The organism is Egbenema bharatensis FJBBOT/2019, from assembly GCF_048077055.1.
Classification (GTDB): domain Bacteria; phylum Cyanobacteriota; class Cyanobacteriia; order Elainellales; family Elainellaceae; genus Egbenema; species Egbenema bharatensis.
The window spans coordinates 4363953-4389635 of the sequence record NZ_CP182236.1 but is presented as its reverse complement, the minus strand read 5'-3'; the positions used below and the strand labels follow the sequence as shown (position 1 = coordinate 4389635).

The following is a 25683-nucleotide window of genomic DNA, read 5'->3' as shown; positions in this document are numbered from 1 at the left end:
TCTAAGGAATGCAAATTGAATCATCTGAAACTCTTGTGGGGTAGGCATCTTGCCCGCCCAGTCATCCAAGCAGAAACTCTTGTGAGGTAGGCATCTTGCCTGCCCAGTCAACAAAGCAGCATGATGGACAGGTGATTTAATTCACAATCCTACGCCTGGGGTTGAGCACTGGCTTCACTAGCAGCCTTGGCAGGTTGCCCACCGCCCATGCGAATTTCGGAGCAGAAAGAAGCCATACTGAACCCACCAAACCGCTTGAGAATGCTGGTTCGCAGGCGGAGATTCGGGCTGGCAAACCAGAGCCGCTCCTCGGAGTACATGGTTTCGTATTCGGTAATCAATGTCAGGGCATCATCCCCACCCATAACGTACCGCCCTGCCACCGGAGCTTTTTCGGCATATCCCGTTTCCCGCAGCAGTTTGCCTTCATTTGGGTTATTGGGATCGGCAACAGGAACCAGCACGGTAGAGCCGTTATGCTTCTCCTCATCCCACTCCATCGTGCCGTCCCAACTAACCCGTGCACCGCAGAGGGCCAGGGATGGATCGATTTCGTACTGCTGGCAAAGTTGAATCACTGCTGGATCATCCTTGGGCAGCATTTCAATGGTGAGGTCAGACTTGCCGCCTTCCGTCTGCTTAAATGCCAGATGATGGCTGGTGCGCTGAGAAAACCACTTACCGGAACTTTGTTCAAAAAACTCGACGATGTTCATGAGGGCGAAGGAAGTACAAAACGTTTCTATCGGCTCCTGCCACTCTTCATCTTACACCAATGCTTATTGACAAAGGAGGATTTTACAGTCTGAATCTAGCGAATACGTGAGCCGAAGGGCAATCGGGCATAGACCCCCAGGGGATCATTCAACAATTGCAATGCCTCCAGATCGGCTTGCAGGTTAAACAATTCTTGACTGAGCGGATCGATCGGATCGTGGGTTGTGGCAAACCGGCTGCTGAAGAGTGACTCAAACCAGAGTCCCGTTGATTTCGGGTACTCATCCACCTGCCAATCATCGCCTAAATCCGCTGCCACTGCTGCTGCCTGAATTGCATCCTCCAGCCCCCCCAGTTCGTCTACCAGTCCAAGCTGTTGCGCCGTGATCCCCGACCAGACCCGACCCTGAGCAATTTCACTCACCTCTGCCCTGGGTAGATCGCGGGAATCTGAAACCATAGTCAGAAATCGATCGTAAATCTGGTCTACTACTCGCTGGACGATCGCCAATTCCTCAGGAGTTTTGGGACGGGAGATGGTGCCGATATCAGCGTATTCTGCGGTGTTAACACTATCCCAGGTAATTCCGTTTTCATTCGCAATGTCTTGAAAATTGGGAAGCAAACCGTATACGCCAATGGATCCGGTCACCGTTCCGGGAGATGCAAAAATTTGATTCCCGTAGGCAGCAATTTGATAACCTCCCGATGCAGCATAGTTGCCCATGGAAACAATCAACGGTTTTTCCTGGGCGATCAGCTGCACTTCCCGCGCAATCTGTTCAGAGGCCGTCGCACTGCCTCCTGGACTGTTGATCCGCAACACCACCGCCTGAATTTCATCATCCTGACGCACGGTTCGCAGGGTTTCTGTCAGTGAAGTCCCGCCGATCGACTGACCGGTTCCAGAACCAGAAACGATATCTCCCTGGGCATAAACCACCGCAATTCGGTTGCTGGAAGACCGTTGCTGGCTCTGGTTGGCATCGGCATAGCGGGATAGGCTAATTTGGCGGAAGGAATCTGAGTCGTCTACATCCCCCGTCAATTCCCGCAGTTCCGTAGTGATTTCGTCTTCGTAGGCAATGCGATCGACCAAACCGGCTGCTTCCGCCTGATCGGAAAGCAAAATGGCTTGCTGATCGGCTATGGTTTGTAGCTGCTGGGGCGTAATTTCTCGATTTTCTGAGGCCACATTCAGAAATTCATTCCACAAATCCGTCAACAGTTGCTGGGTTTGCTCCTGGTCTTCTGGACTGCGATCGTTTTGGATAAAGGGTTCAACGGCAGACTTATACTCTCCCACCCGCAACACTTGCATCCCCACGCCAAACCGATCGAGGGCATCTGCAAAAAAGATTCCTTCTGAGCTAAAGCCATTCAGTTCCAGTAAACCGCTAGGATGCTGCACGATCGTATCCGCCACCGAGGTCAGGTAGTAATCTTGCTCCTGCCAACCCTCTCCTAGATAGGCGTAGATCGGTTTACCACTTTCACGGAAGGTTTCCAGAGCTTCCCGCACCTCGCGCAAGGTGCCAAACCCAGAGTCAATGCCTGCCTGGCTCAGGCTACCCTGCAAATACAACCCAATAATTCGATCGTCTGTCGCAGCTTGTTCAATCCCATTCAGCACCGATCGTAAAGACAGGGGCCGCCGCAAACTACTATCCGCCAAACTCGCGCCTAACAAATCCTCTGGACGCATGGGAGCCGCTGAATCCGTAATCGGTTGAGACAAATCAAAGGTCAGGATTGAGTCATCTTCCACTCTGGTGGACGTTTCCTGGGATGCAGAGGCAATCAAAATCACCAGCAGCGTGAACAGCCCAGCGGCACTGAAGGTAGCAAAGGCAACCAGTCCGACAAAAGTAGCCAGCGTATATTTAATGAAATCGCGCATGAGAGGAGAAGAGTCAGAGGTTAGATGGGCGGTTACTGCATCAGTCCTGACGACTGACTGCTGCGATCGGGATGCGTCTACCGCCTTCACCACTATAGTCTGTGGGAATGGAATTGAAACAAATTGCTCAACCCTGCCCTCCTGGAGCTGCCATACACCTGGCTGATCATGCTGCTGGAGAGAAAGCTGAAACAGGTCGCCCAAAATTCGATTTGATATACTGATGTCTTCGGCAAGAGAAGCAAGCAATGCGCCCGATCGCTGGATACACCTTAGTTGAATTGCTATATGAGAGCACTGGCGCGGTGGTTCACCGGGCCCTGCGGAATGCGGATCGCCAACCTGTGATCATTAAGTCCCTGAAGGCGGACTATCCCTCGATCGAAGACTTAACTCGTCTCAAGCATGAATATCAGGTCTTACAAGGTTTAACGATTCAGGGTATTGCCCAACCCCTCAGCCTGGACAGTCAGAATGCGCTGATCCTGGTTTTATCTGACTTTGCGGGTATCCCCCTCAAGCGGCTGATTCAGACTCAACCCCTGACGCTGCATCAATTTTTGCCCATTGCGATTCAACTCTCTGCAACCTTAGCCGAACTGCATCGCCACCCCATCATTCACAAGGATATCAAACCCGACACGATTCTGATCAATCGTCATCAGTCGCTGCTTTTGATTGATCTCAGTCTATGTTCCTGCCTGTCTAGTGAAAGTCAGACAGTCAACCCTCCTCGCCTGTTGGAAGGCACGCTGGAGTATATGTCTCCAGAGCAAACGGGTAGAATGAACCGATCGATCGATTACCGCAGCGACTTTTATAGTTTGGGTGTCACCTGCTATGAACTCTTGACAGGACAATTACCCTTCACCGCAACCGATCCCCTGGAGTTAATCCACTGTCATATTGCCAGAATTCCACCTCCACCCAGCCACTTCAATCCCGCCCTGCCGCCCGCTGTGGATGCCATTGTGATGAAGCTGCTTGCTAAAACGGCAGAAGAACGTTACCAAAGTGCGCTGGGGTTAAAGGCAGACCTGGAAGCAGTGCTGCGGCTAGTCGAATCCTCTGGAGACTTTTCCCAGTTCCAGGTCGGACAACTCGATTTGTTTAGCCAGTTTTCCATTCCCCAAAAGCTGTACGGCCGACAGCCGGAAGTGGCCACCCTGATGGCAGCCTTCGATCGCGTCAGTCAGGGGGCAGCCGAGATGATCCTGGTGAGCGGTTACTCTGGCATTGGCAAGTCCTCGTTGGTGAACGAAATTCATCAGTCCATTGCCCGCAATGCGAACCATGCCGCTTTGCCACAGCAAGGCTATTTTATTTCGGGTAAATTTGATCAATTGAAGCGCAACATTCCCTATGCAGCACTGATTCAGGCTTTTCAGGAATTGATTCGCCAACTTTTGACTGAACGTACAGAGGTGTTGCAGCACTGGCGATCGCAACTTCTGGCGGCGTTGGGGGTGAGTGGGCAAGTAATTATAGAAGTGATTCCCGAAGTTGAGCAACTGATTGGGCCCCAGCCGCCTGTCCCTCAGCTTGGATCGGCGGAATCCCAAAATCGCTTCAATCGCATCTTTCAGCAGTTTATTGCCGTCTTCACTCAGCCTGAACATCCACTGGTGCTCTTTCTAGACGACCTGCAGTGGGCCAACTGGCCTCCCTGAAGCTGATTCAGTTACTCATGCGTGAATCCAATCGTCAGTATTTATTGCTGATCGGTGCGTATCGGGATAACGAAGTGAGTTCGGCTCATCCCCTGATGGCAAGCGTGACAGACCTTCAGCAAACAGGTGCCCTGATCAAAACGATCGTGCTTCAGCCGTTGACTTTAGATCATGTGAATCACCTGATTAGCGACACGCTCCATAGCGATCGCAGGCAAACTCAACCCCTGGCTGAACTGGTATTTCGTAAAACCCAGGGCAATCCGTTTTTCCTGACTCAGTTTCTCAAATCGCTGTATCAGAAACGCTTGCTGGAGTTTAACTTTACTACAGGCCACTGGCAGTGGGATATCGATCGCCTTCAAACCACAGACATGACGGATAATGTGGTTGAGTTGATGATTCAGCAGATGCAGAAACTCTCTGCAACCACGCAGACGGTTCTGAAATTAGCATCCTGTATCGGGGATAAATTCACCCTGGAGGTGTTGGCGATCGTCAATCAAAAGTCGCAGCCGGAAACAGCTCAGGAACTATGGGAAGCCCTACAAGCTGGTTTAATTGTGCCCCTCTCGGACGCTTATAAAACGCCGCTTGTTTTGGATCTTGAGTCCCCAATTCTGCAAGTGGATTGGATTACGGTCAGCTATCGATTTTTACACGATCGGGTTCAGCAAGCAGCCTACTCTTTGATTCCAGATTCACAGCGAAAAGAGACGCACTTTAGAATCGGACAGTTGCTTCTGCACAATACCCCGGTTGAAGACCAAAAAGAGCATATCTTTGCCCTGGTCAATCAACTGAATTACGGAACCGACTTACTCACTTCAGCTACTCAAAAACAAGAACTGACTGAACTCAATTTGATTGCCGGTCAGAAAGCAAAATCGGCGGCGGCCTACGAATCGGCGATTCGGTATCTCAAGGTGGGCATAGAGCTGTTGGATCAGGATTGCTGGCAAAAGCAATACGACCTGACTCTAGCCCTCTATGAATTAGGAGTAGAAACCGCCTATTTGAATGGTGAATTTGAGCAAATGGAACGGTGGGCTGCGATCATTTTAGAACAAGCAAAAACAACGATCGATCAGCTAAAAGTTTATGAGGTGAAGACCCAGGCTTGTATGGCGCAAGTGAAACAATTGGAAGCAGTTAAGATTGGTTTACAAGCCCTGGAATTACTGAATATTAGGCTACCTGAATCGCCCAGCATTGAGGATATTCAGCAAACGTTGACTCAAACTGCGACTTACCTGGGCGATCAAAATATCGATGACTTGATTCATTTGCCCTTAATGACCGATACAGAGAAGCTAACTGCCCTGCGAATGCTCACCCGTTTGGGTTCTCCCACCTATCAGGCGGCTCCAGCCCTGTTCCCCCTGGTGGTTTGCGAACAGGTTAATCTATCGGTACGCTATGGTAACGCTCCATTTTCTGCCTATGGCTATGTGTGTTATGGAGTGATCTTAAATGGCATTCTTGCAGACATTGAATCAGCTTACAAATTTGGTCAGTTGGCTCTCAGGTTGGTTGAACAATTTGATGTTTTAGAACTGAAGGCCAGTATCTGTTTTGTTGCAGGTTCCTGTACGATGCACGGCAAGGTTCACGTTCGGGAAACGTTGCCCCTATTGCAGGCAGGTTATGCTAGCGGCTTGGAAAATGGTCAGTTTGAATACGGTAGCTATGCCCTTCAACAAAAGGGACAGCATTCCTATTTCGCTGGAGAAGAATTGTCTGATTTAGAACAAGATCTGGCGGCGATCGGTGAGTCTTTAGCTCAACTGAAACAGGAAAATACTCTGAGCTGGAATCAAATTTTTCAACAGGCTGTTTTAAACCTACTCCAGCCTTCGCAAAATCCATGCTGTTTGCTGGGTGAAGCTTATCACGAAACAGCCGCTCTGCCGATTTTGCAAAAAGCAAACGATCGTACAGCACTTCACTACCTGTATCTCAATAAATTAATCCTCTGCTGTTTGTTTGGAGAATATCAAATTGCCGTAGAAAATGCCCTGCAGGCAGAGCAATATTTGGATGGTGTTAAGGCTTTTTTGGTTGTTCCGATATTTTATTTCTATGATTCCCTGGCCCACCTGGCCTCCTATCCCCAGGCTTCACACACTCAACAAGAAAACTGGTTGGAGCGCGTGAATCAAAATCAAGCCAGAATGCGAGATTGGGCCGATCATGCACCCATGAATTTTCAGCATAAGTTTGATTTAGTTGAGGCAGAGAAGGCTCGCATCTTAGGGGCTTATTGGCAAGCAACCGAGTTGTACGATCGCGCTATTGCAGGAGCCAATAAGTATCGCTTTATCCAGGAAGCTGCCCTGGCCAATGAACTGGCTGCTGCCTTTTATTTTTCCCAGAACCGAGACAAGATTGCCCAACTTTACCTGGTAGAGGCCTACTATGGCTACCTGCGTTGGGGAGCCACGGTGAAGGTTAACGCATTGGAAGCGCAGTATGGTCAACTGCTGCCTCAAGGATTACAGTCAGATAGAAGCAGAGAAACGCCTGCTGCAACTACCGATGGAAGCTCTCACTCATCAGGCTTTACCCTGGACTTAGCAACCGTTATGAAAGCCTCGCAGGCACTGTCTGGCGAAATCGTATTGGGCAATTTGTTGACGAAGCTGATGCAAATTGTGCTGGAAAGTGCAGGGGGCGAAAAGGGGTTTTTGCTGTTGGAACAGGCGGGGCAATGGTTAGTTGAAGCATCGGGCACCATTAATGCAGAATCGATCGCTGTCCAGCAAGCCATTCCCTTTGATGCCACCGACGATCGCCTACTCCTGCCCCACTCCATTATTCACTATGTGGCCGAACTCAAACCCCTGTCGTGTTGAGTGATGCCACCCGCGAGGAAATTTTTGCGATCGATCCGTATGTCATTCAGCAGCAACCCAAATCCGTTTTATGCGCGCCTATTTTGCACCAGGGTAAGCTCACGGGAATGCTTTACCTGGAAAACAATCTGACGACGGGAGCCTTTACCCCCGATCGCCTGGAAGTCTTGCAGCTCCTTTCCGCCCAGGTCGCAATCTCAATTGAAAACGCTCGTCTGTATACTGACTTAGAGGAAATCAACCGCACCCTGGAAGCCAAAGTTGCCCGACGGACGCTGGAATTACAGGAAAAGAATTTACGTCTGGAGCAGGAAATCCATCAACGCCAACGTGCTCAAGAAGCAGCCCAGGTCGCAAACCGAGCGAAGAGTGAATTCTTAGCCAACATGAGCCATGAACTGCGGACTCCGCTCAACGGCATTTTGGGATATAGTCAAATTCTTAAAAAGGCGAGAAGCCTGACGGAGCAGCAGAAAAATGGGTTGAACGTAATTTATCAGTGTGGGAAACATCTCCTGGCTCTAATTGACGATATTTTGGATTTGTCGAAAATCGAAGCTCGAAAAATGGAGCTTCACCCCAAAAACTTTCATTTCCCTGATTTTCTTAATGATATTCTGCAAATCTGTCGAATTCGAGCGGAGCAAAAGGGAATTACACTGCATTACGAAGTCCTTTCTCCTTTACCCATTTCAGTCTATGCCGATGAAAAGCGACTGCGGCAGGTGTTGTTGAACTTACTGAACAATGCCATCAAGTTTACAGAAGTGGGTCGTGTCACCTTTAAAGTGGGCTACGGTCGCCATTACGCCCAACCCCCTGGAAGCGATCGAGGCATCGGCGAGCAGATGCGGTTTCAGATTGAAGATACCGGAATTGGCATTGCATCGGAGCAGCTACAGGAGATCTTTCTGCCCTTCCATCGGGTGGGGGAATACAGCAGCCAGCTTGAGGGAACGGGGTTAGGATTAGCGATTTCTCGGCAGCTCGTCCATCTCATGGGAGGTGAAATTCAGGTCAGGAGCCAGCCAGGACAGGGAAGCATCTTTTGGCTTGATATTGAACTTTCTGAATCTCAGCCTAGTCAATCGGTGGAGGTTGGGCTACGGTCGATCGTGGGCTTCAAAGGGGAGCCACGCCGGATCCTGGTGGTTGACGATAAAGACTTTAATCGATCGGTAGTGGTGCATCTTTTAGAGCCTTTGGGCTTTATTGTCACGGAAGCGGCAAACGGTCAGGATGGTTTACGCAAGGCTTTGGAGTTCAAGCCTCACGCGATTTTGATGGATCTGGTGATGCCCGTCATGGATGGGTTTGAAACCACTCGCCAGCTCAGGGCTACTCCAGAATTGCAAGATGTGATTGTGATTGCCATTTCAGCGAGCGTCTTTGAGTTTGACCAGCAGATGAGCCGGGAAGCGTATTGCGATGACTTTATCTCGAAACCGATTCAGGAAGCCGAGCTGCTAGACAAATTACAAATTTACCTGGGACTAGAATGGATTGAGGAACAGGAATATCGAACCGCAGAGGATTTAGAGAGTGCAGAGAATTTAGAGCCTATGCCCTCCCTTGCTTCCCTTAACCCACTCCCCCTGGTGGTTCCTCCACCTCCAGAACTAGACACCATACTCAAGCTGGCTTTAATGGGTGATCTCAGGGCCATTATTGAGCAAACTCACCACTGGGAACAGGTCGATCGCCAGTGGATTCCCTTTGCCACGCAGTTACGGCAGATGGCCAGAAGCTTCAAAAGCAAACAAGTTATAGAATTTATCAGATACCATCAGAGGCAGGAATGAGTACGAATTCTACCGAAGGGGTAATTTTAATCGTAGATGACATACCCAGCAACTTAGAGGTCTTGTTTGACTTTCTAGCGGAAGCTGGGTTCAAGGTTTTAGTCGCTGAAGATGGGGAAAGTGCGATCGATCGCCTCCACTACGCAGCTCCAGAATTAATTTTGCTGGATGTTTTGATGCCTGGAATTGATGGATTTGAAACCTGTCGTCGGCTAAAGTCCAATCCAGCCACTAGCGATATTCCGATTATCTTTATGACTGCCCTGACGGAGACAGTGGACAAGGTGCAGGGACTGACGCTGGGAGCAGTAGATTACATTACTAAACCCTTTCAGCATGAAGAAGTGCTGGCTCGCATCAAAACCCATCTCAACCTGCGTCGGCTCACCCAGCAATTGCAGCAGCAGAATCGGGTGCTGGCGCAACAAATTCAGGAGCGGCAACGCGCAGAGGAAAAGATTCAGGAGCAAGCGGCCCTGCTGAACATTACCAGAGATGCCATCTTCGTGCAATCGCTGGATCACAGAATTTTGTTCTGGAATAGAGGGGCTGAACGGCTCTATGGCTGGACGGCAGCAGAAGCCATTGGGCAGCCCATCAGTCAGCTTTTTGACGACAAAACGACAGCGGCTCTACTGGAAAAGCAGCCGATCGTCCTGAGTCAGGGAGAGTGGAGTGGTGAACTCCAGCAAACTACAAAGTCGGGAAAGGCGATCGTCGTTTCTAGCTGCTGTACACAGGTTTGTGATTCGCAGGGGCAGATCACTTCAACCTTGATCGTGAACACAGACATCACAGAGAAACAGCAACTAGAAGCCCAATTTTTGCGAGCCCAGCGGATGGAAAGTATTGGCACCCTGGCCAGCGGTATTGCCCATGATCTGAACAATTCGCTGAATCCAATTCTCATGTCTGTCCATCTACTGCAAGCCAAACTTCAGGATGAATCCAATCAACGTTTGCTCAACACCCTGGAACAAAATACGTGGCGGAGCATTGAACTCGTTAAACAAGTTTTATTATTTGCCAGAGGAACAGAGAGCGATCGAACACCTTTATCTGCTGTTTCCCTGATTCAAGAGCTTGCCTATATCATTCGAGAGACTTTTCCGAAGAATATTGAACTCTACACCAACCTACCCCAACAGGCAGTCTGGACGATTTCTGGAAACCATACTCAATTACATCAGGTGTTGATGAATCTCTGCATTAATGCCCGCGATGCGATGCCAGAAGGAGGAACTATAAAACTTTCAGCAGAGAATGTTTGGGTCAGCGAAACGGATGCTCGGTTGAATCTGGATGCTCAGGTGGGTGCCTATGTCAAAATCACTGTTTCCGACACGGGCTGCGGAATTCCATCAGCAATGTTAGATCGCATCTTTGAACCGTTTTTTACCACGAAAGAAATTGGTCGCGGCACGGGCTTGGGGCTTTCCACCGTTCTGGGAATCATTAAGGGACACGGAGGATTTATTACCGTCATCAGTCAGCTCGGCAAAGGAACGCAATTCAACGTCCATCTATCTGCGATCGAATCACCCTCTGTTCAATCAAGCTTACCGGAGTCAGACTCCCCCACCACTGGGCAGGGAGAACTGATCCTGGTCGTGGATGATGAGGAGCCGATTCGCAGTGTGACGGAAGCGGTGCTGGAAACTTACGGTTATCGCGTCCTCACAGCAGAAGATGGCATTGAAGCGATCGCCCTTTATACTCAACACCAGCTAGAAATTAACACCGTCATTCTCGACATGATGATGCCTGCTATGGATGGGGCGACGACGATCCAAATGCTACAAAAGATTGATCCTGAAGTCCAAATTATTGCGGTTAGCGGTCTACTGAGTACCCACAAAAACAGCGAGATCAGTCCGCTGATTAAAACCTTTTTACCCAAACCCTACACAGCCGATGATTTATTGCGGGCACTATCGGTAGAAAAATCGCGTTGATGAATCCAGATCGAGCAAATTCTGCGATCGGTTCTGCTTTGCTGACTGGGCAGGCAAGATGCCTACCCTACAAAAACTAGCATTCATCCCTCCCGACTCCCGACTCCCGACTCCTCACTCCCCACTCCTCACTCCTCACTCCTCACTCCTCACTTCCCCAAGGGATGCCTTCCCCAGAACCGTAGAGTACCATCGACACATAAGGTATTTTCGCAATAGGACGGAGTCACCCAATGTTAGAGGCGGGGCAACAGCTACAGGGGCGGTATCTGCTGAAGCGGCAATTGGGACAAAATGCAGGACGGCAAACCTGGCTGGCAGAGGATTTGGGCATTCAGCCATCGGAATTGGTGGTGGTTAAAGTGCTGGAGTTGGGTGGTCAGGTGCAGTGGGATAGCCTGAAGCTGTTTGAGCGGGAAGCAGCAATCCTGAAGCAGTTGGATCATCCTCGGATTCCCAAATGTCGGGATTATTTCACCATCGACGATCGGGTGCTGTGGTTTGGTCTGGTACAGGATTACATTCCTGGACGATCGCTGCGGGAGTTGATGGGTGAGGGACGCAGATTCTCAGAAGCGGAAACCCAGACGATCGCCGGTAAGGTGTTGCAAATTCTCGCCTACCTGCATGAACTGAATCCGCCTGTCCTCCACCGAGACATTAAGCCCAGCAACCTGATCCTGGGAGATGATGACCAGATTTATCTAATTGACTTTGGAGCCGTGCAGGATCGGGCCATCAAAGAAGGGTCCACTTTTACGGTAGTTGGAACCTACGGTTATACGCCGATCGAGCAGTTTGGCGGACGGGCTGTGGAGGCTTCCGATTTGTATGCTCTGGGAGCGTCCCTGGCGCATTTGTTGACGGGAATTGCTCCCGCTGATTTACCCCAGCGCAACCTGAAACTGCAATTTCGGGATTATGTCAATATCAGCCCTGCTTTTCTGCGGTGGATTGAACAGCTCGTCGAACCCGATTTAGATCAGCGATTTCGCACTGCCAAAGAGGCGATCGAAGCATTATTACGCCCCCAGGCAGTCGGGGGAACCCTGGACACCCGCAAACCGCATGGCAGTCGGGTGGAAGTACGGCGATCGCGGAGTGAGTTGGAAATTCGGGTGCCGGGACGAGGCATTCGGGGTGGGGATGCGTTTATCATCATGTGGTTGACCATCTGGTACGGCATCACGATCCCCTTTGGTATATTCGCCTTTCCCTTTATCCTGATTTTCTGGATCGCAGGACTATTTCCCCTGGGAATTCTGGTTTTTCCAGCCTTCGGCGAAACCTATCTTCGGTTCGATCGAGATACGTTTTTGATGGAGTGGCGACTCTTTGGTTATCGCTATCGACAGCAGCAGGGGCCCACAGCCGCGATTCAGAGTGTGTTTCAAAGCCAGGAAAACATGAAGGTGAACGAACAGCCCGTTACCACAGTAGCGATCCAGGCGGGAGCACAGGAGTATAAGTTTGGCGGATTTGCGCCCTCGCTAGTCGTCTCAGAACGGCAGTGGTTGGTGCATGAAATTGGGGATTGGTTAGGGTTGGAGGGGAAGTGAAGAGTGAGGAGTCGGGAGTCGGGAGTTGGGAGTCAGGAGTCGGGAGTTGGGAGTCGGGAGTCGGGAGTCGGGAGTCGGGAGTCGGGAGTCGGGAGAAATGCCTGTCTGCAATTCCTGTTCTCAAAACATCTACTCTCAAAACATCCACTCTAAGACGATCGCCACACGACTATCTTTCTCCTGGGGAGCGTTTTGTTTTTGTAAATCGGTGGCCAGGCGAAGTTGGTCTGTGACGGCATAGCCAAAGGATAGGGTGGAGATGCCGACTTCTTCGCTGCTGCCGGGAGCGACCCAGGTTTGAGTAAAGGACAGATCAGCGGCTCCAGTGCGGGACGGTACAAGCAAGACCCGGAAACCCAGGTTGACACCATCGGTATCGTATTCTTCACCCTGCACCGATCGATAGCCCACCACGGGGGCCAGATTCACGTAACTTCCCAGGGGCAACACATAGTAACGCACATCGGCTCCATAGGCTTCCCGATCGGCATCAAAGGCGGTTTGATAATCGGCACTGACGGTCAATCCCGATCGCCCAATGAAAATATCTTCCACACCAATGTTGAGTCCGGCAGCTTGATCGGTGGAGGGAAACTGGGAATAACCAATCCGGAGGCGGGTGCGGAAGCTGGGATCGTTGCGGATGTCCGATCGAACGTCGGGGATTGATTCTAGCCAACGTTGCAGGGTGGGGCTGGATTCGATCAGGGTGGGGTCGAGAACGGGAGGGGTTTGGGTAAGGAGTGAGGAGTGGGGAGTGAGGAGTGGGGAGTGGGGAGTGGGGAAGGAGTGGGGAGTGGGGAGTGGGGAGTGGGGAGTGGGGAAGGAGTCAGAAGTCAGAAGTCGGGAGTCGGGAGTTGGGAGGGAGTCAGGAGTTGGGAGGGAGTCAGGAGTCGGGAGTTGGGAGTTGGAGGTTGGGGGTTGGGAGTTGGAGGTTGGGGGTTGGAAGTGGGGAGGGGAGAGTTGAGGATTGGGGGTGGCTTGGGTGGGGAGGGTGAGGAAAGGCAGACTCAAGGCGGTAAGGGTTAGCAGGGGAAGGGAGAAGGGGAGCGAGAGGGGGGAGGGGCAGAAGAATGGCATGAGTTTTGTCTAGTGTTGGGGATGGGCACCGATGCATTTTATACCGTTTTAATTCAGTTTTAATTCAGAGCACGCAGGGAATGGCAACCTGGGCCTAAATCTAGCTCTCCCTACTTCAAACACTAGAGCAGTCTGGTTACACCGGATACAATGGAAAGCAGCGATTCCTGAGTGCCACCATGCCCCCAACCACCGGCCATGCCGTTCCTCAAACCGAACCGCCTCGCCCGCCCCGCGAGACCCTGCCCACCATGTATGATTTGCCCAGTGAAGTCATTGGGGAGCCCGGATTGCCTGACGAATTTCATGACCTCCAGCCCCAGTTGTTGAGCCGCACCTTATCGCTGGCAGACTATACCCGCAACCAGTGGTTTACTGGATCCGACCTTAACTTGTATTACGATGTCCATCATCCCCTCTGGTACAAGCGTCCAGACTGGTTTTTGGCTGTAGGCATTCCTCGTCTCTATGATGGACGTGACTTTCGCCGGAGTTACGTCACCTGGCAAGAGGGGAAAAATCCCCATGTGGTGATTGAGTTTTTGTCCCCAGGAACGGAGTCAGAAGATTTGGGACGCTTTTATCGCCAGGAAGATGCGATCGAGGGGATTGAAGGAGATGATCTGTCTCCAACGGATACGATCCCCAATCCGGAAGGCTCTCCTCCAGCGAAGTTTAATGTGTACGAGCAGCACCTCCGAGTGCCCCACTACCTGACCTATAGCCGTCAGAAACGGCAACTGCGCTATTTTCAGTGGATAGGAGATTGCTACCAGGAGCAACCCGTGAATCAGACCAATCCTCAGGTCTGGCTGACAGATTTGCAGATTGGATTGGGGCTATGGGAAGGCACCTTTGAAGGCATCTCAAGCTGCTGGCTGCGGTGGTGTGACGCAGAGGGTCATTGGTACTTGACGGATACAGAGCAGGAACGACAGGCAAAAGAGCAAGCGCAGGCCCAACTGTTGGATGCAGCCCGAAATCTGCTGGCGACTGGAATGACGATCGCCCAAGTGGCAGAGCTTTTGGGACTATCAACTGAACAGGTGAATCAGCTTTGAGCGAGGGTGACGAATCAAAACCTCAAGCATCGGGGTCAATACCCAATTCCCGTAGCTTTGCAGCTAGCTTTTCACTGCGTTGTCGTTCAGATTCAGCCCGTTGTCGTTCAGATTCAGCCCGTTGTCGTTCCGTTTCAGCCTGCTGTCGTTCCGTTTCAGCCCGTTGCCGTTCCGCTTCAGCAACCCCCTCCGCCGCTTGGGCCGATTCTTCTGGAGTTGGAATCAAATCTCCTTCCGCAGTAAAGAATCGCAATTGTCTGTTGTAGGTACCCAGGTAAAGACCAAGCTGGCGGCTCCACAACTGCCCTTGAGCATTCGGCTGTAGCTCCTGATACTCCCCATCCAGCAAGTGAAAGCCCTTAAATTCCAGCGTGGCAGGGTCAAACCAGAAATAGTCTGGTGTGCGGAAAATGTCTTGATAAATCTGCTTCTTCAACCCCCGGTCGGTTTTAGCAGTCGAATCTGAGAGCAGTTCCACAATCACATGGGGATACTTCCCCTCTTCTTCCCACACCACCCAACTCTTGCGGGGTTTGCGCTTCGTACCCAGCACCACAAAGAAGTCTGGTCCTCGGAAGTCCTCTGACTTGCGTTGATGGGGACTGTAGTAGATCGTGATATTGCCTGACACATAAAAGTCTTGACGATCTTGCCAATACCATCGCAGCAGTCGAATCAGCAAATCAATTTGATCCCGATGCAGGTCAGTTTCCAAGGGCGGTTCATCACTATAAAGGTCACCTGGAGGGAAGTACACGCCGTTCTGTTGCGCTTCCTCCAGCAGCGTGGGGTTAGAGTCGATCGTTGGGGAAGACATAAGCGTTGCTCATCGCGTTGACTATGTCCAGTGTAAAGTCCGCGCCTGGATTTAAAGCCCAGGGTGGAATTGCTCAGGCGATCGCCTCATTTGCCCGATCGGCCAGGTAGAGATTGACGCGGTAGGAGAGGGGAACGGTGCGATCGGGGGAAGATTGGCTCCAGTGATGATGGAGGGCGGTTAGCTCCTGGAGCAGTTGTTTGTGGGCTGCGCCGGATTTGGGGATATACGACGAACTGAGGACGAGTCCAGTCAGTCCAGCTAAATTCAGCGGATGGGTGTGAAACAGGGTATGGGTGCGGAAGTGGGTGAAGAAGGGACTGTGCTTCAGGACTGAACCAGATTTGCGATCGGTCTGGTCAAAAATTTGGCGATCGGCAGCCTGGCTCACAATCTGGGAGAATGCCAGGGTGAAGGGATCCTCCAGGTTGCGATCGTTCCACATGAGGATCAGTCGTCCTGAAGGTTTGAGGATGCGGTGAAATTCCTCCAGGGCAATGGGTTTGTTGAACCAGTGAAAGGACTGACCGCACAGGACTAGATCAACGGATTGATTGGGGAGTTGGGTCTGTTCAGCCGTGGCGTTACAAAATTCAATTAAAGGATGGGGGACAGCAGCATTACGCATGGCGGCGTTAGGTTCGATCGCCCAAACGCGAATTCCCCGGTCTGCCATCAGGCGGGCAGAGATTCCGGTTCCGGCTCCCACATCAGCAATGGTTAGCTCAGAGGGCAAACCCATTCCCTCTAAAATCCAGTCGATCGCCGCTGAGGGATAGCTGGGTCGGTAGTTGGCGTAGTCTTCAGCTCGATCGGAAAATCGCCCCAGGGGGTTCTGGCTATGGAGCGGAATTGTTTCAGGAGGTTGATTCATGAGTTGTGCGGATAGGGATTCCCTTGGTCTGTAATACCACCTAAAGAGTATATTGAGATCAATTTGGAGTTCCACCCGATATCGTCAGTTACCTATTGCTGAGAGATAAGACCCCATGAGCACTCATTTCCCCAACCAGGTTTTTCCCGTTTACTGGTACGAAGACCACGTTCGGTTAATTGACCAGACTCGACTCCCTAATGAATTTGGAGTGGTTGAAATCAGTCGTAGTGATGATATGGCTCTGGCGATCAAAACCATGATTGTCCGGGGTGCTCCGGCGATCGGCGTAGCGGCGGCCTATGGAATGTATCTGGGCGCGCGGGAAATTCAAACCGACGATCGAGAAAAATTTTTAACCGAACTGGAAAAAGTTGCCGTTAAGCTGCGAGCAACTCGACCGACAGCCGTGAACCTGTTCTGGGCGATCGATCGGATGGTGAAAACGGCACGGCAAACGGTGGGAAATGTCGCATTTCTCAAAGAGTCTCTGCTGGAAACGGCCAAATCCATCAATGCGGAGGATATCGCCACCTGTGAGGCGATCGGGGATCATGGGTTGAGCGTTTTACCGCAGACTCCGGAACCACTCCGGCTACTCACCCACTGCAATGCTGGCGCGTTGGCCACAGCAGGATACGGCACGGCCCTGGGAGTCGTACGATCGGCCTGGCGCGAAGGTCGTTTGGAAAGACTCTACGCCGATGAAACCCGGCCCCGGTTACAGGGAGCCAAGCTCACCACCTGGGAGTGTGTGCAGGATGGCATCCCCGTAACGTTGATTACGGATAACATGGCTGCCCACTGCATGAAGCAGGGTTTGATTGATGCAGTCGTGGTTGGAGCCGATCGGATTGCAGCAAACGGAGATGCGGCGAATAAGATTGGCACTTACAGTCTGGCGATCGTGGCTCAGGCTCACAATGTTCCTTTCTTCGTTGCCGCTCCCCTGTCTACGGTGGATTTTTCCCTGAGCGAAGGCAGTCAAATTCCGATCGAGGAACGCGATTCCGTGGAGGTTTATCAAGTGGGCGAAACCCGCATTTGTCCTCCCGGCGTTGAGTTCTACAATCCCGCCTTTGACGTGACCCCCGCTCATTTGATCACCGCCATCATTACGGAGTTTGGCGCGATTCAGCCTGCTGATCTAATCCAGTTTCATGAGAAGCAGGTGGGGTAAGCAGAAAAATTGGTTAAACCTTGCCCTCCCAAACCTTCAATTCTGAGGGTGTTTGTGTTCCCTTGGGATTGGAGATGGGAGGGCATGATGGGCTGGTGTGAGTTTATTCCTGACAATTACTGTACAGTGAGGTTGATCAAACTCATGGAACCTCCTTCAGGATTAGAGACGACCACCTGATTCGTCTGCGGAATAAACTCAATCCCCTCAGGCTCCAACTCGGCAGCAATATCAGCGGCAACTACGTTGGGATTGAGAATTACAGTATCGAGTAACTCAATGTTTCGAGGATCAGTCACATCATGAATCGTGACCGCATCCGATCGCTCGATCGCCACGAATGCCAACACCCGTCCACCTACTTCTCCGATCGAAACCACTTCAGGCTCAGGTCCCTTGCTACTACACCGCTGGGGGAGCTGCAACGCGATCACACTGTCTTCGATCGTGTCACCACTGTCGCTAAGTAATGCGCCAGTCTGGGCATCAAATACGCTCACGCTGCGGGTTCCATGCAGGCTCATGAGAATGCCTTCATAACTTTGTTCATTGACTCCAGTTAAATTGTCTTCATCCGCTGTGACAAAGAAACTGAGATCAGGGGACAGGGCAATTCCATCTGGCTCGCGTGCCGCGGTGTATTCCTGCCGCAGAGACGGGTCATAACTGCTGGAACGACAAATTCCTTCGCCCGCCCGATCTTCAGTTAGCCCCAACCCGGTGCGAATGCCCATGTCGAAATTAGTCACAGTGAATGCGCTGGCATCCAATGGTGAGGGGAGTGGGCTGGGAACCTCAATGCGGGCAACAGCATTATTTTCCTGTAGGGTGGCCAGCAGGAAGGAGTTATCCGCAGCAATGCGAATCGTTTCGGGCTGGGGATCGTTTGGAAAAAAAGGAATACCGTCCGGCGGCAGCGGAATTTCCACCTGGGTCATGCTACTTGGGCCGTTGCTCAAATCAATGATTGAAACCGTTCCCGGACGATTTGCCGGATTGGTCAAATCCTCCTCGTTTTCCTCATCTTCGTTCGCAACCGCTGCAAACAAGCCATTAGGCGCAATGGCCACTGAATCCGGGCCGCGTCCTACCGTCACTTGCCCCAACACCGTGAGGTCAGGGATAGACAATGCAACTACCTTTCCTGGTACTTCATCAAAGGTCGCCAGGTTGGCTTCATCGTTATCCTTGACTCCGACCAGGGCATAGGAATCATCAGGACTGACGGACACCCCTGTAATTTCAGCAGCAGCTGATCCTTCCGGGAAGTACTCTTCAGTTAACGTCCAGGTTTGCGCTACGGTCAGCCGATCGCTCAAAATATTGACAACCGTAGCTGTCTCACCTCCGGCAACGACTGCCAAACTACCATCGGAAGACACATCCAGCATTTCAGCCCCACCCAAATCTGTTAGTGTAAAGACCACTTCAGCTTGAATCGCAGCAGCCTGAGCTAAACTGATTTGCGCTGTGATGACCGTCAAGCCCAAACTCATCAGGGCGATCACCAGCCACATTAATGGATGCCGACGAAGCGACATGATGTTTTGTTTAAGGTTTCCTAATCTGCGAACAACTGTTCTCAGCATCGATACCTGCTCCTCACAATAGACTCAAAGCACAGGAGCTACGATACCGCCTTTAGGTTAGTACTCAGGTAAAGCTGAATTTAAGCCAACTTTAAGATTGCTATTCAAACATCATTCTGATTTTCCGTTCAATCATTTTCGATCCCAGGCGAATGAAAAGTTTTGTAAATTTTATAATGAAGGAGAACGCCGATCGAATTTTTGAAACCTATGACAAGCGCAAAAGACAAACAGTTTGAAGTGACGAAGACGGAGCAGGAATGGCAGGAAACCCTGTCTCCCGAACAGTTTTATGTTCTCCGCAAGCATGGCACTGAGCGGGCGGGCACCAGTCCGTTAGACAAAAACTATGCCGATGGGACGTACCGTTGTGCAGCTTGTGGCAATCCCCTGTTCCAATCCGCCACAAAGTTTAATAGCGGCACGGGCTGGCCCAGCTTCTTCCAGCCGATCGAAGGGGCAGTGGAAACAACAGTCGATCGCTCTTTCTTCATGACTCGCGTAGAAGTTCACTGCGCTAAGTGTGGTGGTCACTTAGGTCATGTCTTCAATGATGGCCCTGCACCCACCGGGCAACGCTACTGCATGAATGGGGTGTCGCTGGAGTTTGAGCCGCAGGGAGGGAATGGGGAGTAGGGAGTAGGGAGTAGGGTTATAGATTAAACTCTTGTGGGGCGGGCATCTTGCCTGCTCAGTCTGTCCTGATCGATTCTCAATCCCGCCTCACTGCCGCTGAAGCACTTCAACAAAGGAAATATCCTGGGCAGCCAGCACGAAAGCCACTGGGGGGAGTCCCGCTGTTCGTTCCTGGAGAGTGCCATAGTAGGAGCTGAACTGTTCACCAGGGGGTGCCATGCCCAGAAACACCAGATCTGCGGTACTGGACGACTCATGCAGAATGTCGGTGAAAGAGCGTCCCTGGGCAACCAAAATTTGGGGAGTGGCTCCAATGCGGAGCGATCGCACCAGGTGATCCAGGTTGTTCTGAGCGGCTTCAGCGGCAGTGGGATCAGGGACAACAAGCTTCAGACGAATTTCTGCGTTTTGCCAATCCAGGCTGGTACGCAGTAAATAAGCCAGAATCAGCATCAGTCCGCCATTCTCCTGAAGACCGCCCCACCACACATCAATTTTTCGCTTGTGGGAGTGTTCATCGGGTTGGGAGGGAATGCCGCGTAAAATCACAATATTGCGCTGGGACTGGTGAAAGGTGGTGATCATCTGGCAATAGCGTTCCCGATGGGTCGGTTCTTCCGTATCGCCCAACAAAATGGTATTGGGACTCAGGTAACCCAAGCCATACAGTTCCACCAGTCGTTCTGCCCCTTCAAAGGGTTCAGGAGCCGTAACCACTCGCACCAGTGCCTGAATGCCCTGCCGTTGCAGATAATCCTGGATCGCTTTCTCTAAAGTTCCCTGCTGGGCTGGATTGCGCGATCCCGACGGCAGGACGCTGGCAACCGTTACCAGACCTCGATTATGGGTAAAGGCAGTGGCCATCTGAATCAAATACCATCGGCGAGTCGGCGCACCAGATAACACCAGAATGTGAGGTCGCCAGTTCCGGGCATCGGGCGTACTGTCTAGCTGATAAATTCCGGTTCGTACCAAATTCATCCACAAGCCACGTCGCACATCTCCCCAGGTCGCTTCCAACTCGCGCCGTTCCAGCCAAACATAAACGCTCACCACGATAATGGCTGCAACGATTGTGGCGATCGCATTAATCAAAAACATTACCGCCAAGCAGCCCACCGCCCCCAGCAGTGAGAATCCCCAATGCACCTTGAAGGACGGACGGAATGAGGGACTTTGCAGAAACCCTTCTATGCCTGCGGCCAGGTTTAACACCAGGTAGGTGGTGAGGAAAAACATGGTGAGGATGGGGGCAATTAGATTCAAACTGCCTAAGGAAACCACCGCCAGAGCGATCCCCAGGGTAAACCAGGTGCCCAAACGAGGTTCATCGGTTAAACCGCTTCCCTTGCCCAGCCAGCGTAGTTGATTGGGTAAAATGCCATCTCTGGCTAAAGCTTGCAACACCCTCGGCGCACCCAAAATACTGCCGATCGCACTGGATAGGGTCGCTCCCCAGACTCCTAACAGAATCGCATCCCCCCACAACGCCATCCGCCGCATGATCAGGGGATCTTCGATCAGGGTAAGGGCATCCGCCCGACCCGCCAGGATAATCGGCAGCAGCATATAGATGATGTATCCCGTTCCCACAGCCGCCAGAGTGCCAATGGGCAGCGATCGAGAGGGATCTTTCAAATCCCCGGACATATTGACTCCCGCCATAATCCCCGTCACCGCCGGGAAAAACACCGCAAACACCACCCAAAAGCTTTCCGATCGAGCGGGAGACGCGCCAAAGGGTTCAATCGCGGTGGGTTCAATGGAGGAGCCAAACACAAGGGACAGGAGGGATAGGGCGATCGCGGCCATGATGAAGTACTGGGCCCGGATGGCAATTTGAGCCGACTGCAATGCCAGAGCTGCTACGGCGATCGTCGTCACCACTGCAATCGTCTGCTGATTCAGTTCGGGAAAGGTTTCGGTAATACTTTCAGCAAAGCCCAGCGTGTAGAGGGCAACGGAAAAAGCCTGGGCAAAGTACAGCGGCAACCCCACCGCACCGCCCGTTTCAATTCCCAGCGATCGGCTGATCATGTAATAAGCTCCCCCCGCCCGCACTACCTGATCTGTGGCGATCGCGCAGATCGACAGGGACGTGAGGAAAGTGATTGAAGTTGCCAAGGTGACAATGATTAATGTCCCGATCAACCCTACATTGCCCACCACCCAGCCAAAGCGGAGATACATAATCACGCCTAAGATGGTGAGGAGGGAGGGGGTATAAACACCGCCAAAGGTGCCCAGCTTGGCACTTTGGGTCTTTCCCTCAGGGGAATGGATGGATTGAGCCGAATCAGGCGATCGGCGAAACGAAAAGCGTGGCATGAGTCAGATCTGAAAAACGGTTCAAGGGAACTTGCCCCCCTATTGTCTGGGAAGATGCCGAAATGGAGTAGGAGAAAAGTGAGGATTAACGTTAAGTTCTATCCTTAGGAGGAGCTACCGAGCATACACAACTGCTTATGAGAGTGGGGCTTTACCCACCCCTGCCCCCTCCCAAGACTACGGTGTACACACAAGTCATCTGCTCTAGCCACGACTGGGTTTGATCCTCCCTAACCCTCCTTAAAAAGGAGGGAACCGGATTAGAAGTCCCCCTTTTTAAGGGGGATTTAGGGGGATCTATCAGGGTTTGAGCCTCTCAGTCAAGATCTGTGTACACGGTAGCTCCCAAGAGGGGAATGGTAGGTCAACCTCATCCTGCCCAAGCAACACTCCCAAAACTCCCCTCGTACGAACAGTAGCGGTGGGTTCAACTTCCCTCCTGGAAGGGGCTGGGGTAGGTCAAACTTCCCCTCCTGGGAGGGGCTGGGGTGGGTCAAACCTCAAAAAACACGATCGGACTTGTGTATTAGTAGAAGGGCTACTAGCTGACTGGGCGGACAAGATGCCCACCCCACAAGAGTTTTAATTTAGAACCCCACTCCCTATTCCTTGTACGGGCGAATCGCGTTCGCGCAGCGACTCCGCAGGAGTTATCGCCCCTACCTACTCCTCACTCCCTAAATCCCCCAACTTGTCGCCAAACGATCGCTTGATCCACAATGGTTCGATACAATTTTTGAATGTCCACGCCTATATCCCTCTGGTATTTCCCGTGACTCTAACTGAACCCGGAAGCTACAAAGATACAGTCAATCTGCCCAAAACCAAGTTTGATATGCGGGCGAATGCAATCAAACGCGAACCTGAACTGCAAAAATTTTGGGCGGAGAATCAGATTTATCAGAAGCTCTCACAAAATAATCCGGGAGAACCCTTTATTCTGCATGATGGTTCGCCCTATGCGAATGGGGCATTGCACATTGGTCATGCGATGAACAAAACCCTGAAGGATGTGATCAACAAGTATCAACTGCTTCAGGGGCGGAAGGTGCGCTACATCCCAGGCTGGGATTGTCATGGACTGCCGATCGAGCTAAAGGTGCTGCAAGCCATGAAGCCAGAGGAGCGGAAGGGCTTAACGCCGATCGAATTGCGGCGACGGGCGAAAGCCTGGGCATTGGAGCAGCAGCAGCAGCAGTGTCAAAGCTTTATGCGCTATGGGGTTTGGGGCGATTGGGATCAGCCCTACCTGACGCTATTGCCGGAGTATGAGGCGGCTCAGATTGGCGTATTTGGGCAAATGGTGCTGAAGGGCTACATCTACCGAGGCTTAAAGCCGGTGTATTGGAGCCCCAGTTCCCAAACGGCTCTGGCAGAAGCAGAACTGGAATATCCCGATGGGCACACCTCCCGCAGTTTGTATGCTGCTTTCAAGGTGCTGAACCTCTCCGATACGGCAAAAGCGTTTGCGCCCTACCTGAATGAATTGGGTGTGGCGATCTGGACGACGACTCCCTGGACGATTCCGGCGAACCTGGCGGTGGCGGTGAATCCTGACCTGAAGTACTCTGTGGTGGAAGCCAAGGACGGTCTGCCCTACCGTTATCTAATCGTGGCGACGGAATTGGTGGAGCGGCTGTCTGAGCTGTTCGGGACAAAATTAGTCGTGAAAGCCACTTTATCTGGCAAAGATCTGGAGCATTCCACCTACCAGCATCCCCTGTTCGATCGCCAAAGTCCGATCGTAATTGGTGGTGATTACGTCACTACAGAATCCGGTACAGGACTGGTGCATACGGCTCCGGGACACGGGATGGATGACTTTGCCGTGGGGCAGCGATACGGCTTGCCCGTTCTGTCTCCGGTCGATGATTTGGGCAACTTTACCGCAGAAGCCGGACAGTTCGAGGGATTGAATGTCCTGAAGAATGCCAATCCGGCGGTGATCGAAGCTTTGAAAGAAGCGGGGTCGCTCCTGAAGGAAGAGGATTATGTGCATCGCTATCCCTACGACTGGCGGACGAAGAAACCCGTGATCTATCGGGCGACGGAACAGTGGTTTGCCTCCGTGGATGGCTTCCGGGAGCAGGCAATGAAAGCCATCTCTGAAGTCCGGTGGATTCCGGCTCAGGGGGAAAACCGGATCACCGCAATGGTGTCGGAGCGATCGGACTGGTGCATCTCGCGGCAGCGCAGTTGGGGCGTGCCGATCCCGGTGTTCTACGATGAAGCCACCGATGAGCCACTCCTGAACGAAGAGACGATCGCCCATGTGCAGCAGATCATCGCCAAACACGGGTCAGATGCCTGGTGGGAACTGTCGGTGGAGGAACTTTTGCCAGAAGCCTACCGCAACGATGGGCACACCTACCGCAAGGGCACCGACACAATGGATGTCTGGTTTGACTCTGGCTCCTCCTGGGCAGCAGTTGCCAAACAGCGGGACGGCTTAACCTATCCGGTGGATATGTACCTGGAAGGCTCAGACCAGCATCGGGGATGGTTTCAGTCCAGCCTGTTGACCAGTGTGGCGACCAATGGTGTGGCTCCCTACAAAACCGTCCTCACCCACGGCTTTGTGTTGGATGAGCAGGGACGGAAGATGAGTAAATCCCTGGGGAATGTGGTCGATCCGGCGATCGTGATTGAAGGGGGCAAGAACCAGAAGGAAGAACCGCCCTACGGAGCCGATGTAATGCGGCTATGGGTGTCGTCGGTGGATTATTCCTCGGATGTGCCGCTGGGTAAAAACATCCTGAAGCAGCTTGCTGATGTTTACCGCAAGATTCGTAACACATCCCGATTTTTGCTGGGGAACTTACACGATTTTGATCCGGCAAAACACACCGTTCCCTACGCTGAATTACCTGAACTCGATCGCTATATGCTGCATCGGATCACCGAGGTCTTTGCCGAAGTCACCGATGCCTTTGAAACCTTCCAGTTCTTCCGCTTCTTCCAGACGGTGCAGAATTTCTGCGTGGTGGATCTGTCCAACTTCTATCTGGATATTGCCAAGGATCGGCTCTACATCAGCGCGGAGGATTCCCCCCGTCGGCGCAGTTGTCAAACCGTATTGGCAGTGGCGATCGAAAATTTGGCACGGGCGATCGCTCCAGTTCTGTCCCACTTAGCAGAAGACATCTGGCAATATTTGCCCTACTCCGTCCCGCACCAGTCAGTGTTTGAGTCGGGCTGGGTCAAGCTGGAGGCAGAATGGCAACAGCCGGAACTGGCTGCCACCTGGGAACAAATCCGCAAAGTCCGGCAGGAGGTGAACCGGGTGCTGGAACAGGCTCGCAACGCTAAGGCGATCGGTTCTTCCCTGGAGGCAAAACTCCTGCTTTATGTGGCAGATTTGGAACTGCGGCAAACCCTGGCTTCCATGAATCCGTCTGATAGTTTGAGCAGTAATCGGGTGGATGAACTGCGCTACCTGTTCCTGACTTCGCAAGTGGAACTGCTGGACTCCCCTGCCAAGCTAGAAGGCTTGAAATATCAGTCCCAATCTGATGCTCTGGGCATTGGCGTGGTGGATGCCGAAGGGAAAAAGTGCGATCGGTGCTGGAATTATTCCACCCATGTGGGGGAATCGGCAGAGCATCCGCTGCTCTGTGAGCGTTGTGTTCCGGCACTGGAAGGAGCGTTTTAATCCTGGCT

At 52.0% G+C, this 25683-nt stretch carries 13 protein-coding genes and 1 pseudogene; 7 read left to right on the top strand and 7 right to left on the bottom strand.

What is annotated here, in order from left to right; translation table 11 throughout:
* Nucleotides 1-149: 149 nt before the first annotated feature.
* Both ACM1PF_RS20275 and sppA read right to left on the bottom strand, forming a co-directional pair.
* Nucleotides 150-716 (bottom strand): phycobiliprotein lyase, encoded by a 567-nt coding sequence (locus ACM1PF_RS20275; protein WP_416666453.1) that lies wholly within the window; start codon nt 714-716, stop codon nt 150-152.
* Between the two features lie 95 nt (nt 717-811).
* Complete coding sequence (gene sppA, locus ACM1PF_RS20270) at nt 812-2866, bottom strand: signal peptide peptidase SppA (protein WP_416666452.1); 2055 nt, start codon at nt 2864-2866, stop codon at nt 812-814.
* Here sppA and ACM1PF_RS20265 point away from each other — a divergent pair.
* The 3 genes and pseudogenes from ACM1PF_RS20265 to ACM1PF_RS20255 all read left to right on the top strand — a co-directional run bounded on the left by ACM1PF_RS20265 (nt 2866) and on the right by ACM1PF_RS20255 (nt 12458).
* Nucleotides 2866-8944 (top strand): annotated as a pseudogene (locus ACM1PF_RS20265) (AAA family ATPase). The gene sppA and the pseudogene ACM1PF_RS20265 sit on opposite strands and share 1 nt — an antisense overlap.
* A complete protein-coding gene (locus ACM1PF_RS20260) occupies nt 8941-10899 on the top strand; it encodes an ATP-binding response regulator (RefSeq protein ID WP_416666451.1) in 1959 nt (652 codons plus the stop codon). The pseudogene ACM1PF_RS20265 and the gene ACM1PF_RS20260 overlap by 4 nt, the downstream one beginning before the upstream one ends.
* Nucleotides 10900-11132: 233 nt before the next feature.
* Entirely contained in the window at nt 11133-12458 is a 1326-nt protein-coding gene (locus tag ACM1PF_RS20255; RefSeq protein WP_416666450.1) for a serine/threonine protein kinase, read from the top strand.
* 135 nt (nt 12459-12593) lie between these two features.
* Here ACM1PF_RS20255 and ACM1PF_RS20250 read toward each other — a convergent pair whose 3' ends face one another.
* Nucleotides 12594-13538, bottom strand: coding sequence for a hypothetical protein (locus ACM1PF_RS20250; RefSeq protein ID WP_416666449.1), 945 nt, complete (start codon nt 13536-13538; stop codon nt 12594-12596).
* A 179-nt stretch (nt 13539-13717) separates the two neighbouring features.
* Here ACM1PF_RS20250 and ACM1PF_RS20245 point away from each other — a divergent pair, with 179 nt between their 5' ends.
* A complete protein-coding gene (locus ACM1PF_RS20245) occupies nt 13718-14599 on the top strand; it encodes a Uma2 family endonuclease (protein WP_416666448.1) in 882 nt (293 codons plus the stop codon).
* A 22-nt stretch (nt 14600-14621) separates the two neighbouring features.
* Here ACM1PF_RS20245 and ACM1PF_RS20240 read toward each other — a convergent pair whose 3' ends face one another.
* Both ACM1PF_RS20240 and ACM1PF_RS20235 read right to left on the bottom strand, forming a co-directional pair.
* Nucleotides 14622-15416, bottom strand: a complete 795-nt coding sequence (locus tag ACM1PF_RS20240) for a Uma2 family endonuclease (RefSeq protein ID WP_416666447.1) — start codon at nt 15414-15416, stop codon at nt 14622-14624.
* Between the two features lie 73 nt (nt 15417-15489).
* The gene (locus tag ACM1PF_RS20235; RefSeq protein WP_416666446.1) at nt 15490-16290 is read right to left on the bottom strand and encodes a class I SAM-dependent methyltransferase; all 801 of its coding nucleotides are present in this window, start codon (nt 16288-16290) and stop codon (nt 15490-15492) included.
* A gap of 115 nt (nt 16291-16405) precedes the next feature.
* Between ACM1PF_RS20235 and mtnA the strand changes: the two genes are divergently transcribed.
* Nucleotides 16406-17470, top strand: coding sequence for an S-methyl-5-thioribose-1-phosphate isomerase (gene mtnA / locus ACM1PF_RS20230; RefSeq protein ID WP_416666445.1), 1065 nt, complete (start codon nt 16406-16408; stop codon nt 17468-17470).
* A gap of 116 nt (nt 17471-17586) precedes the next feature.
* On the opposite strand, the gene ACM1PF_RS20225 is transcribed toward mtnA, so the two are convergent.
* Entirely contained in the window at nt 17587-19011 is a 1425-nt protein-coding gene (locus ACM1PF_RS20225; RefSeq protein WP_416666444.1) for a choice-of-anchor I domain-containing protein, read from the bottom strand.
* A 258-nt stretch (nt 19012-19269) separates the two neighbouring features.
* On the opposite strand from ACM1PF_RS20225, the gene msrB reads away from it, so the two are divergent.
* Nucleotides 19270-19695 (top strand): peptide-methionine (R)-S-oxide reductase MsrB, encoded by a 426-nt coding sequence (gene msrB / locus ACM1PF_RS20220; RefSeq protein ID WP_416666443.1) that lies wholly within the window; start codon nt 19270-19272, stop codon nt 19693-19695.
* An 87-nt stretch (nt 19696-19782) separates the two neighbouring features.
* Here the strand turns inward: msrB and ACM1PF_RS20215 are convergent, their stop codons facing one another.
* On the bottom strand, nt 19783-22023 hold the full coding sequence (locus ACM1PF_RS20215; protein ID WP_416666442.1) for a Na-K-Cl cotransporter: 2241 nt from the start codon (nt 22021-22023) through the stop codon (nt 19783-19785).
* An 835-nt stretch (nt 22024-22858) separates the two neighbouring features.
* On the opposite strand from ACM1PF_RS20215, the gene ileS reads away from it, so the two are divergent.
* Complete coding sequence (ileS, locus tag ACM1PF_RS20210) at nt 22859-25675, top strand: isoleucine--tRNA ligase (RefSeq protein WP_416676736.1); 2817 nt, start codon at nt 22859-22861, stop codon at nt 25673-25675.
* Nucleotides 25676-25683: the final 8 nt, after the last annotated feature.

Bases quoted from the DNA above. Each gene is read 5' to 3' on its own strand.
- ACM1PF_RS20275 (WP_416666453.1), bottom strand. From the start codon at position 716: ATGAACATCGTCGAGTTTTTTGAACAAAGTTCCGGTAAGTGGTTTTCT.
- ACM1PF_RS20260 (WP_416666451.1), top strand. From the start codon at position 8,941: ATGAGTACGAATTCTACCGAAGGGGTAATTTTAATCGTAGATGACATA.
- ACM1PF_RS20255 (WP_416666450.1), top strand. From the start codon at position 11,133: ATGTTAGAGGCGGGGCAACAGCTACAGGGGCGGTATCTGCTGAAGCGG.
- ACM1PF_RS20250 (WP_416666449.1), bottom strand. From the start codon at position 13,538: ATGCCATTCTTCTGCCCCTCCCCCCTCTCGCTCCCCTTCTCCCTTCCC.
- ACM1PF_RS20245 (WP_416666448.1), top strand. From the start codon at position 13,718: ATGCCCCCAACCACCGGCCATGCCGTTCCTCAAACCGAACCGCCTCGC.
- ACM1PF_RS20240 (WP_416666447.1), bottom strand. From the start codon at position 15,416: ATGTCTTCCCCAACGATCGACTCTAACCCCACGCTGCTGGAGGAAGCG.
- ACM1PF_RS20235 (WP_416666446.1), bottom strand. From the start codon at position 16,290: ATGAATCAACCTCCTGAAACAATTCCGCTCCATAGCCAGAACCCCCTG.
- mtnA (WP_416666445.1), top strand. From the start codon at position 16,406: ATGAGCACTCATTTCCCCAACCAGGTTTTTCCCGTTTACTGGTACGAA.
- ACM1PF_RS20225 (WP_416666444.1), bottom strand. From the start codon at position 19,011: ATGTCGCTTCGTCGGCATCCATTAATGTGGCTGGTGATCGCCCTGATG.
- msrB (WP_416666443.1), top strand. From the start codon at position 19,270: ATGACAAGCGCAAAAGACAAACAGTTTGAAGTGACGAAGACGGAGCAG.
- ACM1PF_RS20215 (WP_416666442.1), bottom strand. From the start codon at position 22,023: ATGCCACGCTTTTCGTTTCGCCGATCGCCTGATTCGGCTCAATCCATC.
- ileS (WP_416676736.1), top strand. From the start codon at position 22,859: ATGCGGGCGAATGCAATCAAACGCGAACCTGAACTGCAAAAATTTTGG.